This is a genomic window from Lysobacter alkalisoli (genome assembly GCF_006547045.1).
GTDB lineage: Bacteria > Pseudomonadota > Gammaproteobacteria > Xanthomonadales > Xanthomonadaceae > Marilutibacter > Marilutibacter alkalisoli.
On sequence record NZ_CP041242.1, the window covers coordinates 1960917 to 1974619 of the forward strand.

Annotated in this window: 11 protein-coding genes; 6 read left to right on the forward strand and 5 right to left on the reverse strand. The window is 65.8% G+C overall.

Annotated features, from left to right (window positions below; translation table 11 throughout):
- The first annotated feature begins 303 nt into the window (after positions 1-303).
- From FKV23_RS17180 to FKV23_RS08455, 3 genes are all read left to right on the forward strand, one after another.
- Positions 304-1752 (forward strand): peptidoglycan DD-metalloendopeptidase family protein, encoded by a 1449-nt coding sequence (locus FKV23_RS17180; protein WP_167285109.1) that lies wholly within the window; start codon positions 304-306, stop codon positions 1750-1752.
- A 174-nt stretch (positions 1753-1926) separates the two neighbouring features.
- Positions 1927-3798, forward strand: coding sequence for a serine hydrolase (locus FKV23_RS08450; protein WP_141623458.1), 1872 nt, complete (start codon positions 1927-1929; stop codon positions 3796-3798).
- A gap of 294 nt (positions 3799-4092) precedes the next feature.
- Positions 4093-4935: a hypothetical protein gene (locus FKV23_RS08455; protein WP_141623459.1), complete on the forward strand. Its 843-nt coding sequence runs from the start codon at positions 4093-4095 to the stop codon at positions 4933-4935.
- 72 nt (positions 4936-5007) lie between these two features.
- On the opposite strand, the gene serS is transcribed toward FKV23_RS08455, so the two are convergent.
- On the reverse strand, positions 5008-6288 hold the full coding sequence (gene serS / locus FKV23_RS08460; protein ID WP_141623460.1) for a serine--tRNA ligase: 1281 nt from the start codon (positions 6286-6288) through the stop codon (positions 5008-5010).
- A gap of 153 nt (positions 6289-6441) precedes the next feature.
- Here serS and FKV23_RS17500 point away from each other — a divergent pair, with 153 nt between their 5' ends.
- Positions 6442-6840: a hypothetical protein gene (locus FKV23_RS17500; RefSeq protein ID WP_244243948.1), complete on the forward strand. Its 399-nt coding sequence runs from the start codon at positions 6442-6444 to the stop codon at positions 6838-6840.
- Entirely contained in the window at positions 6837-7112 is a 276-nt protein-coding gene (locus FKV23_RS17505) for an energy transducer TonB (RefSeq protein ID WP_244243949.1), read from the forward strand. The genes FKV23_RS17500 and FKV23_RS17505 overlap by 4 nt, the downstream gene beginning before the upstream one ends.
- 204 nt (positions 7113-7316) lie before the next feature.
- On the opposite strand, the gene aroA is transcribed toward FKV23_RS17505, so the two are convergent.
- From aroA to serC, 4 genes are all read right to left on the reverse strand, one after another.
- Complete coding sequence (gene aroA, locus FKV23_RS08470; protein ID WP_141623461.1) at positions 7317-8645, reverse strand: 3-phosphoshikimate 1-carboxyvinyltransferase; 1329 nt, start codon at positions 8643-8645, stop codon at positions 7317-7319.
- Positions 8646-8790: 145 nt separating this feature from the next.
- Positions 8791-9975, reverse strand: coding sequence for a histidinol-phosphate transaminase (hisC, locus tag FKV23_RS08475; protein WP_141623462.1), 1185 nt, complete (start codon positions 9973-9975; stop codon positions 8791-8793).
- Positions 9972-11159 (reverse strand): prephenate dehydratase, encoded by a 1188-nt coding sequence (gene pheA, locus FKV23_RS08480; RefSeq protein WP_141623463.1) that lies wholly within the window; start codon positions 11157-11159, stop codon positions 9972-9974. Before pheA ends, hisC begins: the two co-directional genes overlap by 4 nt.
- Before the next feature lie 93 nt (positions 11160-11252).
- Positions 11253-12338 (reverse strand): 3-phosphoserine/phosphohydroxythreonine transaminase, encoded by a 1086-nt coding sequence (gene serC / locus FKV23_RS08485; RefSeq protein ID WP_141623464.1) that lies wholly within the window; start codon positions 12336-12338, stop codon positions 11253-11255.
- Between the two features lie 155 nt (positions 12339-12493).
- Between serC and msrP the strand changes: the two genes are divergently transcribed.
- Positions 12494-13474, forward strand: a complete 981-nt coding sequence (msrP, locus tag FKV23_RS08490; protein ID WP_141623465.1) for a protein-methionine-sulfoxide reductase catalytic subunit MsrP — start codon at positions 12494-12496, stop codon at positions 13472-13474.
- The last annotated feature ends 229 nt before the right edge of the window (positions 13475-13703 follow it).

The window sequence follows — 13703 nt, forward strand, 5'->3', positions numbered from 1 at the left end:
GACATGCGCAACGGAGATCGCCACGCTTCACCGGCATACCGCGGAAACCGCGGCCGGATCCCGCCATGCCCATGCTGCGACGGTTCAGGTTCAGGCCATGTCACGACATCAGGGGCGTCGCCGCCCTTGGGCGGTGCTCCGAGGGTGCCTGCCGGAACCCGGCATCGGGGCATCGTAGCAGGAGGGAAGAGAAGCATCCGGGCAAGAAGGTGGCGGAATTCCATCGCCGCCGACGACTACTCCCATGCGGCCGGCAAGACGCGCGCGTCCCCGCTTCGCACCCGTCCATATCGGAGTACGGCAATGAACCATTCGATCATCCACCGCCACGTCCTCTGGCTCGGCACATGTGTGCTGCTGGCAAGCACTCCGGTCCTTGCCGATGACCCGGCTCCCGGGCCGGCTGCACTCGCCATCGTCCCGATGGAGAAGTCCAAGGGCATCTACCGGATCCCCTATTCCGACGGGACCAAGGTCAGGGTCAGCCGCGACCACAACACGCACACGCCCAAGGGGCGTTACGACATGGGTGGCCAGGGTGGTGGCACCTACAAGATCACCGCTGCGGCCGACGGCCATATCACCCATATCGAGGACAGCTTCAGCAAGCGTCTTGACTGCAAGGATCTGCCGGCAAGCGAGAAGAAGAACAACTACGTCTGGATCAAGCACGCCAACGGCGAGTCGACCAAGTACAGCCACATGGCCAAGGGCTCGACCACCGGCAAGGCCGGACTGAAGGTGGGCCAGTTCGTCAAGGCAGGCACCTATCTCGGTGACGAGAGCGACGTCGGCTGCGCAGGAGGAAATCACCTGCACCTGGAAGCCGCCATGCTCAGGGCCACCGACCCGATCACCACCGTCGGCGGCTTCGTCAACGACAATGCGGGCAGCAAGCGCAACCGTGTCATGCGCATCTGCGGCATCGGCAACGGTGTCTTCGCCGCCGGCCAGACCTATACCGCGCGCAAGGTACCGGGCACGATCAAGTCCGGCTCCAAGGAAGTCGCGCGCCACGGCGTGCCGGCGCAGGACTACCAGTGCCTGTTCGACCAGGCAGTCGCCTCGGGCTACATGCTGGAGTGGGTCGACGGGTTCGATGTCAACGGCAATGTCTACTACAACGCCATCTTCCGTCCGGCCAGCGGTGCCTGGGTCGCGTATCACGGCCTGACCGGCAGCCAGTACCAGCAGCGCTTCAACCAGCACACCGGCCAGGGCTATCGCCCGCATCAGGTCGAGAGCTACAACAGCAAGGCCGGCATTCGCTATGCGGTGATCTTCCGCAAACAGTCCGGCCCGGCCTACTCCGCCTACCACGGGCTCGATGCCAACGCCCACCAGGCCAAGCTCGATTCCCTGGTCAAGCAGGGTTACCGGCCGCGCAATGTCGCGGTGGTCTCCACAGGTGGCCAACGCCGCTATACCGCGCTGTACGAGAAAGCCGACATCGGCAGCTGGCAATCCAAGTCGCAACTGAATGCTGCGCAGTACCAGCAGGCCTTCAACGACAATGCCCAGCAGGGACGCAAGCTGGTCTACGTCAATGCCTACGTACATGGCGGGCAACCGCACTTTTCGGCGATCTGGAGTTCCAAGGCCAACGGCGCGTACAAGGCCCGCCACGGCCTGACCGGCAGCCAGTACCAGAGCGAGTGGGAGGCTACGACAAAGGCCGGTTACCTCACCCGCGACGTGACCGGCTACGCCTCCGGCAACTCGGCACGCTACGCGGCCATATGGCGGAAATGACGTAAGGCAGATGGAACGGGCGCTCCACGGAGCGCCCGTTTTCCATTCCCCGTCGACCGGCGAGCCCAGCAAGTGGCGGGAATTGCCGGCGGAACACGACTACCTGGATGCGCACCCATTGCCGGCCTGCAGCCGGGCCATGGACGCACCGTCCAATTCGATAAGGAGAGTCCGATGAAAGCCCACGTTCATTCCCCCCCGGTCCAGATTCAAGCCATTGCCCAGTCACGATCGCGATGGCGCCGGACATATGCCGTATTCGCCGCATTGGCCACCGCAGGCCTGTTGCTGGCCTCAGCCACACCAGCCTCGGCCGCGGAGTGGGTTGCCCGCCACGGGTTGACCGGCACGCAATACCAGCAGGCCTTCCAGAACTACACCGGCAAGGGCTATCGGCTGATGTCGGTATCCGGCTACGAGCAAGGCGGCGGAGCACGCTATGCCGCGTTGTGGAGCAAACAGGCAGGTCCCGCCTGGGCCGCGCGCCACGGCCTGACCCCGCAGCAATACCAGGCCGCCTTCAACGACTACACCGGCAAGGGCTACCGGCTCAGCTACGTCAACGGCTACGAAGTCGGCGGCAAGCCCTACTATGCCGCGATCTGGCAAAAGAGCAGCGGCCCGGCCTGGCAGGCCCGTCACGATCTGACCGCGGACCAGTACCAGGCCGCGGTCACCAGTCTGTCCGGCCAGGGATACGGGGTGTCGCACGTCAGTGCCTTCAGTGTCGGCGGCTCGCCCCGATTCGCCGCCATCTTCGAGAAGAGCATGCCGGCCTGGGTTGCTCGCCATGGACTGACCGCCGGCGGTTATCAGCAGGCGTTCAACGAGTTCACCGGCAAGGGCTACCGGCTCAAGGTCGTCAGCGGCTACCGCCAGGGCAACAGCGACCGCTACGCCGCAGTCTGGACCAAGACTGGCGGCCCGCAGTGGTCGGCACGGCACGGCATCCCCGCGACCCACTACCAGCACGTGTTCGACAACTACGCCTACCAGAGCTGGGAGCCGCAGTACATCGAGGCCTTCAACTCGGCCAGCGGCGTGCGCTTCAACGGCCTGTGGACGAACACCGTGTTCAAGCCGCAGGACCTCAAGCTGATCGACGACAAGGTGCGCGCCTACATGAAGGCCAAAGACATCCCGGGCATGTCGATCGCGATCATGAAGGACAAGCGTCTGGTGTACGCGGCGGGGTTCGGTCAGGCCGACGTCGAGGCGGGGCTGCCGGTCGGGCCGAAGCACCGTTTCCGTATCGCCAGCGTGTCCAAGCCGATCACCGTCGTGGCGACCCGGCGACTGATCGACGACACCAGTCTGACCCTGAACTCGAAAGTGTTCGGCAGCCGCAGCGTGCTTGGCGGCCAGTACGCGACTCCGTCGGACAATACGCAGATCGAAGACATCACCGTCGATCACCTGATCCGGCACCGCGGCGGCTTCCTGCGGATCGACAAGAACGGCAACGGCAGCGATCCGATGTTCGCCTACACCGGAACCACCCACAAAGGGTTGATCGAGTGGGCACTGGAAAACTATCCGCTCGGCTACGCGCCCGGCACCGATCCCGGACTTCCGGGCGACCAGACCTACTCCAACTTCGGCTACAGCCTGCTCGGACGCGTGATCGAAGCCCGCAGCGGCAAGAGCTACGAAGCCTACGTGCGCGACACCATCCTCAAGCCGGCCGGCGCCAGCGGAATGGTCATCGGCGGCGACAAACTGGCCGACCGCAAGCCCAACGAGGTCAAGTACTACGGCAACGGTGCGTACTCGAGCGTCAAACCGCAGCGCTTCGACTCGCATGGCGGCTGGATCGCCACGCCGATCGATCTGCTGCGCTTCATGCGTCACGAGACCGTACTGAGCAATTCATACGCGCACTACGGTGCGATGGCCGGCACCAAGGCTGTCTATCGGCGCCGCAGCGACGGCTTCGGCTACGCGGCGACCTCGAACTCCGGCAATGGCGGCACCGACGAGATCAACGATCTGCTGAAGGAAATCGTCGAAGGCGTATCCGCCTGGCCGAGCGGCAACCTGTTCTGATCAATTCGTTCTGACCGATCACGATGCCGATGCGGCCGGACCGACAACGGTCCGGAGTTCAGCACTCCGACCCCGTCTCCGGCGCGAAGACGCACTCATCGCAGTCGGCATCGGATACGCCAACGGGCCCGCATCGCGGGCCCGTTTCTTCACCCTGGCATGTTTCGCAATCCAGTCCCACCAAAGTGCTTTCCCGCCCGGAAGGTGGCGGGGTTTGTCACGCGATTGCGACTACACCCATGCGACCGGCGCCCCCTTTGCCGGTTCCGCACCCATCCACACCGGAGAATTCATATGCATTTCCCCCGTCTTTCCTGCACGACCCTGCTCGCCGCCGGACTCCTTTTGCTGTCGGCCAATGCCGACGCATCCTACAAAGCCTGGTACGTCGACGACAATAACGGCTACTTCGAATACGGCGACCTCGCCGAAGGCAACACCAAGCTGACCATCCCCAACAGCGCCTGCGGCCGGCGCTGGACACTCCCGTCCTACTACCGCTGGGTCGACCAGTACGGCAACACCATTTCCTCGGCGGACCTGTACTCGACCGTCGAAATCTGGGTGCCCAAGGCGGGATGCCCCAATGGGAACGAACTGGTATTCCAGACCCAAGCCGGGCACGTCTACGAGCCGGCACTTGGAACGCACTACCTCCAGCTGTACTCCAACTACGGAAGCAGCTGGATCGGTGCCGACGGCAAGCACCTCTCGTGCCTGCCCGGTTGCGTGCCCCTGGGTGGCTGGGGGTACAAGGTCAACAACCACTCGTGGGGCAACGTCGAACTCCTGCTGGAAGACATCAAGCAAGCGCTACCGGACGGGGACACGAGGCGCGCCGATGCGTTGCTCGCCGAGGCCCGGAAGCGGCTGCCCGAGCTGACCCGTCAGATCGACACCCGCATCCAGGAGCGTCGGCGGACCCAGCTGGACGGATTCGAACGCTACATCAGCAGCGTCGAGGACGCCGCAAGCAGAAACCTGCAGGTAAGCGCGAAGCGCTTGCTGGACTGCCAGGGCAATCTGGCAACCCGTTCACTGGAGAAGGCTTATGCGGGTTGCAGCCAGGCGCTGGATACGCTCAGGCATGCCGGCGCCCTGCTCGATCTCGCTGAAGGCGAATGGTCCGACCTTTAAACTCCGGTCCCTTTGACCTCAGCCGCCGTCACGCTCCGGCCCCGGAGCGTGGCGGCACGCGCATCCCGACCCTCAAGCCAGGCGGTCCAGCCCACCCATGTACGGCTGCAGCGCCTCGGGCACCGTGATCGAGCCGTCGGCATTCTGGTAGTTTTCCATCACCGCGATCAGGCAACGGCCGACGGCGACACCCGAACCGTTGAGGGTGTGCACCAGTTCGGGCTTGCCGGTCTCCGGGTTGCGCCAGCGGGCCTGCATGCGACGGGCCTGGAAGGCCTCGCAGTTGGAGATCGAGGAGATCTCGCGGTAGGTGCTCTGGCTCGGCAGCCAGACCTCAAGGTCGTAGGTCTTGGTCGCGGCGAAGCCCATGTCGCCGCTGCACAACAGCATGCGGCGATACGGCAGGCCAAGCTTCTCCAGCACCACCTCGGCGGCGCGGGTCATCGCCTCGTGCTCGGCGTAGCTCTCCTCGGGCCGGGCAATACTGACCAGCTCGACCTTCTCGAACTGGTGCTGGCGGATCATGCCGCGGGTGTCCTTGCCGTGGCTGCCGGCCTCGGAGCGGAAGCACAGCGAGTGCGCGGTCATCCGCAGCGGCAGGCGCTCGGGGTCGACGATCTCGTCGCGGACGATGTTGGTCAGCGAGATCTCGGAGGTGGAGATCAGGTAACGCTTATGCTCGCCCAGTTGCGTGGAAAACATGTCCTCCTCGAACTTGGGCAGCTGACCGGTGCCGTACAGGCTGTCGGCGTTGACGATCAGCGGGACGTTGGTTTCCTCGAAACCATGCTCGCCGGTGTGCAGGTCGAGCATGAACTGCGCCAGCGCCCGGTGCAGGCGCGCGAGTTGTCCACGCAGCACGGTGAAGCGCGCACCCGACAGCTTGGCGGCGGTGTCGCCGTCGAGCCAGCCATGACGCTCGCCGAGCTCGACATGGTCCTTGACCTCGAAATCGAAGTCGCGCGGCGTGCCCCAGCGGCCCTGTTCGACGTTGGCGGATTCGTCGGCGCCGGCCGGCACGCTCTCGTGCGGCAGGTTGGGAATGCCGAGGGCGATCGCGTCGAGCTTCGCCTTGATCTCTTCCAGCTTCGCTTCGCAGGCCTTCAGCTCGTCACCGAAACCGGCCACCTCGGCCAGCAGCGGCGCGACGTCCTCGCCCTTGGCCTTGGCCTGGCCGATCGCCTTGGAGCGGGTGTTGCGCAGGTTCTGCAGCTCCTGGGTGCGGACCTGGATCTGCTTGCGCTCGGCTTCCAGCGAGGCCAGCGCGTCGGCATCGAGCTCGTAGCCGCGCGTTTCGCGCAGGCGGGCGGCAAGTTCGGCGGGTTGCTGGCGCAGCAGGCTGGGATCGAGCATGACGGATCGGATCTCGGGCGGAACGGCCGGTGATTATCGCCGTTCCGGTCGCCACTGTCGCGAACCGTGCGCCGGTTGCGGCCGGATTCATGCCGTCGCATGCCAGAATGCAGGCTCCTGCAAGCCCTCTTACCTGCAAGTTCCTGGAACGCCATGACGCCTGACTCCCCATCGTCATCCGGTCCCGGCCGGTTCGATCCCGCCGCCTGGCTGCCGGGCCGCCGTGTGCTGCTATGGATCGCAGCCGCCTTCGCCCTCGGGCTGCTGCTGTTCCTGCTGGTGCTGTTCCGTAGCCGTGGCGACGATTTCTACCGACCCGACGACGCGGCACCGCCGACCGCGGCCACACCCCGCTACACCCCCCTGCCCGCTCCGGTCGAGGGCGACGACAGCGGCAGTGGCATGGGCGAGACGCCCGAACCGCTGGACGAGCGCGCGGACCGTCCTCGCCTGGTCGAAACCACGCCGCCGCCAACTCCTGGACCGGCCACGCCAGCCGATGCCGCCGCGGGCGCGATGCCGGAGCCTGTCGCCGGTCCCGCCCCCCGATGACCAGCGAGCCGCGTCCGTTGCCCGACCAGAGTCCCCCGCCGAGTTACCCGTCAGCGTCGCTGCGGCGCGGTGAAACCGGCACCGTGGTCGTCCGCGCTACGGTCGGAACGGATGGCAGGCCGCGCCGCACCGACGTCGCGCACAGCAGTGGCTCGAGGCGACTGGACCGAGCCGCCGAAGACGCGGTGCGGCGCTGGCGTTTCCAGCCGGCGCTGGCCAATGGCCAACCGGTCGAGGCCACGGTCAACATCCCGATCGAGTTCAAGCGGTAAGCCATCATCCCGGAAGCAGCGAAGGATCTCCCCTCCAAACTGTCCAGGTACGGCCGGGTATGGCTTTGCAGGACCGTATACGGCATGGATGCCGCATCCGAGCCCCCAGGGACGGGGTCACGGCGTGTCCTGCAAAGCCATACCCGGCCGTGCCCCGACGAAGGAGAACAGCAGATCCTTCGCTGCACCCGGGATGACGTTGAGTCAGGCGTCGATCAACCCCATCCCGGCACCCGTCGCCAGCTCGACGAAACCCGGGAACGAAGTCGCTACGTTGGCGACATCCTCGATCAGGACTTCACCCTCTGCCCGCTGCGCGGCCACTGCGAAACTCATCGCAATGCGGTGGTCCCCGTGGCTGTCGACGCTGCCGCCGCGAAACGGAAGGCGTGCGCGCCCGCCTTCGATCACCGCCCCGTCGGGCATTTCGGTGATGTCTACGCCAAGCGCTTTCAGTCCTGCCGCCATGGTCGCGATGCGGTCGGACTCCTTGATCCGCAGTTCGGCGGCACCACTCACCACGGTCCGGCCTTGTGCACAAGCGGCCGCCACGAACAGCGCCGGGAACTCGTCGATCATGTCCGGCACCAGCGCTTCCGGCACCTCGATGCCGTGCAGCGGTGCGTGGCGGACGACAAGATCCGCGACCGGCTCAGCTCCATGCTCGGACCCGCTCTGGCCCGACGCGCGCTCTTCGCGGATATCGGCTCCCATCAGCCGCAGCACGGCGAGCAGGCCGGTGCGGCGTGGGTTCATGCCGACCGCCCGCAGACGCAGTTCCGAACCCGGCACGATGCTGGCGGCAACGAGGAAAAACGCTGCCGAGGAAAAGTCCGTCGGTACCGCGACCTCGCCACCGCGAAGCACGTGTCCACCGGACAGGCGCGCGAAGCCAGGCTGGAACTCGATCGGCCAGCCAAACGCGGCCAGCATCCGCTCGGTGTAATCGCGTGTCGGGTGCGGCTCGGTCACCGTGGTTTCGCCGCGCGCGTACAGGCCGGCCAGCAACACCGCCGACTTGACCTGAGCACTGGCTACAGGTGATTTGAAATCAATGCCTTGCAGACCTTTTCTTCCGTTAATTCTCAATGGCGGCAACCCGCCCGGTTCGGGCTCGATCAGCGCTCCCATCATCGAAAGCGGGTCGATCACCCGTCGCATCGGCCGCTTCGACAGCGAGGCGTCACCGACCAGCACCGAATCGAACCCCTGTCCCGCCAGCACACCCGACAGCAATCGCATGCCGGTTCCGGCATTGCCGCAATCCAGATCGCCGGTCGGTGTCTTCAAGCCGTGCAGACCGACGCCATGGACGATGCGCTCGCTTGCACTCGGCGTCTCGATGCGCACGCCCATCGCCTCGAACACGCGCGCGGTGGCTCGGGTGTCCTCGCCTTCGAGGAAGCCATGCACATGGGTGGTGCCCTCGGCCAGCGCGCCAAGCATCACCGCGCGGTGCGAGACCGATTTGTCGCCGGGGACGCGAAGTTCGCCTTGAAGGGGCTGGTTGGAGTTGGCGAGCCAGGAGGTCATGGGTTCGTGGTTGTCGGTTTCGTAGCCCGGGTAAGCGAAGCGCACCCGGGAGCTGAGCGATGATCCCGGGTGCGGCCGTTGGCCTTACCCGGGCTACTGAAGCTACTGAAAATCGAGATGGGTCCCGGCTTTCGCCGGGATGACGTCAAAGGCATTCGTCCAGCGCGGCCAGCAAACGCCGGTTCTCGTCCGCATCACCGACGGTGATGCGCAAGCAATCCGGCAGACCATAGCCGCCCATCGGTCGCAGGATCACGCCGCGTTCGGTCAGGGCCGACTCGATCGGCGCCGCCTCGCGGCCGAAGCCGACCAGCACGAAGTTGGTCTGCGACGGGAACACCTCCAGCCCCCGCCCGCGCAGGTCGGCGGACAGCGATTCGCGCTGTTCGGCGTTGCGGATGCGCGCCTGCTCGATGTGCGCCTCGTCGCCCAGCGCCGCCTCGCAGGCAGTCAATGCCAGGCCGTTGACGTTGAAACTCTCGCGCAGCCGCTCCATCACCGCGACCAGCCCCGGCGCACCGATCAGATAGCCCACGCGCAGGCCGGCCAGCCCGTAGGCCTTGCTGAAGGTACGAGTGACGACGACATTGGGATGCGCATCGAGCAGGCCCAGCGCGCTGGCGTAGTCCGGTGCATCGGCCATTTCCGCGTAGGCCTCGTCGACGACGACGATGACCTCGCGCGGAACCCGGGCGATGAAATCCGCCAGCGCTCCGGCACCGAACCAGGTGCCGGTCGGGTTGTTCGGGTTGGCGACGTAGAGCAGGCGCGTGTCGGGGGTTATCGCGGCCAGCAAAGCGTCGAGGTCATGGCCGAGCGGCATTGCCGAATCGCGTGGCAGAGGCTCGGCGATGCGCAAGTGCGCGCCGGCCGCCTGGGTCGCCAGCGCGAACACCGCAAAGCCGAAACGCGGGGCAACCACTTCCGGAGCGGTCCCATCCGTGCCCGGCCCGGCGAACACCTGCGCCATCTGCATCAACAACTCATGCGAACCGTTGCCGAGCAGGATGCGGTCGGTACCTATGCCATGCCTGGCCGACAGCGCGCGCTTGAGATCGCCACCGAGCGGATCCGGATAGCGGTGCAGCATGTGCAGGTTGGCGAGGATCGCCTCGCGCGCACGTGGCGACGGACCATACGGATTCTCGTTCGAGCCAAGCTCGACCAGCCTGCCGTCGCCGCAACGGCGCCGGAAGGCGACCAGATCGTGGCCCGGGTCGTAGGCCTTCAACCCCTGGATGCCCGTCGTCGCCCGCGCGGCGAACCAGGCCTCATCGAGTACCGGCGGCGGCGCATCGCCAAAGGGGGTGTCGTCGACCATGGCGCTCATGCGATCGCGACCGGGTATGAGCCCAGCACCTTCACTTCCTCGACGAAGTCGGTCATCTCCTCGAGCGAGCTGCGGATGCCCTCATCCTCGACATGGCCGGCGACATCGATGAAGAACGCGTACTGCCACAGGCCGATATTGCCCGGACGCGACTCGATCCGGTTCATGCTCAGGCCATGGCGCGCGAACGGGGCGAGGATGTTGTACAGCGCGCCGGGCTGGTCCTTGATGAACACCAGCAGCGAGGTGCGGTCGTTGCCCGACGGCGGAAACAGCTCGCGGCCCAGCACCAGGAAGCGGGTGGTGTTGTCGGCCCGGTCTTCGATCGGGCCGGCGACGTTCTTCAGCCCATAGACCGTGCCTGCGCTGATGCCGGCGATCGCGGCGGCATCGTCGGCGTTGCGGGCGCGGCGCGCGGCTTCCGCATTGCTGCTGACCGGGATCTTCTCCGCGTGCGGCAGGTGCTGGCGCAGCCAGGCCTTGCACTGGGCGAACGATTGCGGGTGCGAATAGACGCGTTCGATGTCCTCGATCCGGCCGCCGCGCGACAACAAATGCTGATGGACACGCAACTCGACCTCGCCACAGATCTTCACGTTCGAGGTCAGGAACATGTCGAGGGTGGACTGGATCGTGCCCTGGGTGGAGTTTTCCACCGGCACCACGCCGAAGTCGGCGGCGCCGGAATCGACCTCCTGGAACACCTCCTCGATGGTGCCCAGCGGCAGGCCGTGGATCGAGTGGCCGAAGTGCTTGTAGACCGCCTGCTGGGAATGGGTACCCTCGGGGCCGAGAAAGCCGATCTTGAGCGGCTCCTGCTGGGCCAGGCAGGCCGACATGATCTCGCGGAACACCCGCACCAGCACGTCATCGTTGAGCGGCCCGGCGTTGCGGTCGACCACGCGACGCAACACCTGCGCCTCGCGCTCGGGGCGGTAATAGTCCACCGCCGCCGCCAGCTTGCCCTTGGCCTGCCCGACCTGGCCGGCGAACTGGGCGCGCTCGGCAATCAAGGCCTGGATGGTGTGGTCGATGCTGTCGATCCGCACGCGCAATTCGGCGAGGTCGGGCCTGGCTGTCGATTTTGCGGCTTTTGCAGCGGCGTCGGGCTTTGCAGCGGCCTTCTTCGCCGCTTTCGGCTTCTTCGCAATACCTTTGCCCTGCTTACGAGACTTTTCGGTCATTCATCTACCTGCTTTCGTAGCCCGGGTAAGCAAAGCGCACCCGGGAAATACACCGCCAGTCCCGGGTGCGGCTTCGCCTTACCCGGGCTACGGTCATCCGTGCTTCTGCTGGAAATCACGCATGAATCCGGCCAAGGCCTGCACACCCGCTTCCGGCATCGCGTTGTAGATCGAGGCGCGCATGCCTCCGATCGCGCGGTGGCCCTTGAGCGAAATCAGGCCGGCTTCCTTCGCTTCGGCGAGGAACGGCTTGTCGAGCGCTTCGTCCTTGAGGAAGAACGGCACGTTCATGCGCGAGCGCACCGCCGCGGCGACCTCGTTGCGGTAGAAGCCGCCGGAGCTGTCGATCACGTCGTACAGCAGTGCCGACTTGCGCGCGTTGCGCTTCGCGAACTCCTCCACCCCGCCCTCGGCCAGCATCCACTTGAACACCAGCCCGGCCAGGTACCAGTTCCAGGTCGGCGGGGTGTTGAGCATCGACTCCTTCGCCACATGCGAGGCGTAGTTGAAGATATCGGCGCGCGGCTGGCCGGCACATTCGAGCAGGTCGCGGCGGATGATCACGACGCTGACGCCGACCGGACCGAGGTTCTTCTGCGCGCCAGCGTAGATCACGCCGTACTTCGATACGTCCAGCGGCTCGGAGACGATGCTGGAGCTGAAGTCGGCCACCAACGGCGTGTCGCCGACATCGGGCGTGTCGCGGAACTCGACGCCGTGGATGGTCTCGTTGGCGGTGATGTGGACGTAGGCCGCGTCATCGGACAGTTGCCATTCGCCGCGTGCCGGGATGTCGCGGAAGCCGCCGGCCTCGCTGCTGGCGGCGATGTTCAGGTCGACGTAGGGCTTGGCCTGCTTGATCGCGGTCTTGCCCCAGTGACCGGTCAGCACGTAATCGGCCTTCTGGCCCGGGCTGGCGATGTTGAGCGGGATCAATGCCTGCTGGGCGGTCGCGCCGCCCTGCAGGAACAGCACGGCGTAGTCGTCCGGAATCGACATCAGCGTGCGCAGGTCGGCTTCGGCCTCACGGGCAACCTGCAAAAACTCCGGCCCGCGGTGGCTGAGTTCCACGATCGACGCCCCTGCCCCATGCCAGTCGAGCATTTCGGCCTGCGCCTGCTGCAACACGGATTCGGGCAAGGTGGCCGGGCCGGCACTGAAGTTGTACGCACGGGTCATCGAGGGGCTCCAAAGACAGGAATGGCTGGAAGGCGAATGGACGAATTTCCCTAGTATGCCGCAGTGCAGCAGCGGGCACGGGGTCGGTTGCGGGCGTAACCTTTCACCATCCGGCAACGTACCTTGAATGGTGCCGCGGAACGGAGCCGTCACTCATGAATTTGCGTAATGCCTTCAAAGCCTGCCTGCGGATTCCTGCGTCGCAGGTCACCGACGAGGCGATCTACCGCGACCGCCGGCGCTTGCTTGCTGCCCTGGCCGCGTCTCCCGCACTGGGCCTGTCCGGCTGCGCCGAAGCCGAGCCTCCTGCGCCCCCCGCCACCACGGTCACACGCGCCGAGGTCGAGTCGGGCTTCAAGACCGACGAAGAGCTGACCCGTTACGAGGACATCACCACCTACAACAACTTCTATGAATTCGGCACCGGCAAGAGCGATCCGTCGAAGGCGGCGAAGACCCTGCGCACCTCGCCATGGACGGTCGCGGTCGGCGGAGAATGCGGCAAGCCCGGCAAGCTGTCGCTCGACGACCTGCTCAAGGGGCTGTTGCCGGAGGAACGCATCTACCGGCTGCGCTGCGTCGAGGGCTGGTCGATGGTGATCCCCTGGCTGGGGGTGCCGCTGGCCGATGTACTCCGGCGCTTCGAGCCGAACTCGAATGCGAACTACGTCGCCTTCACCACCCTCGCCGACCGCCAGCAGATGCCCGGCATCCGCTATCGCTCGATCGACTGGCCGTACCGCGAGGGCCTGCGCATCGACGAGGCCATGCACCCGCTGACCCTGCTCGCCACCGGCCTGTACGGCAAACCGCTGCCGCAGCAGAACGGCGCTCCGCTGCGGCTGGTGGTGCCGTGGAAGTACGGTTTCAAGAGCATCAAGTCGATCGTCGCGATCACCTTCGCCCGCCATCCGCCGCACTGCAGCTGGAATCGGCTGCAGCCGAACGAATACGGCTTCTTCTCCAACGTGAACCCGGACGTCGACCACCCGCGCTGGAGCCAGAAGAGCGAGCGCCGGATCGCCGGCACGGCCAGCAAGTTGTTTGCCGAGCGCATCCCGACGCGGTTGTTCAATGGTTACGCCGACCAGGTGGGTGACATGTATGCGGGAATGGACCTGCGACGCTGGTTCTGAGGCGCCAATCCCCGGGCACACCGAAAACTGCAAGGTTCACCGCACTTCCGGCAAACACACCCCGACATTCCGACGACCGGTCGCCGGGCAGAACCGGATATCACGCTGTCTGTATGACACCCCTCCTACCGTCGGGGACTGCTGTGCCACCCCCGAGGCACAGATCCAGAGGGGACACCAACATGTCAATCAGATCGCATGGAATCAGAACCTGCCTGGCCCTGGGCAC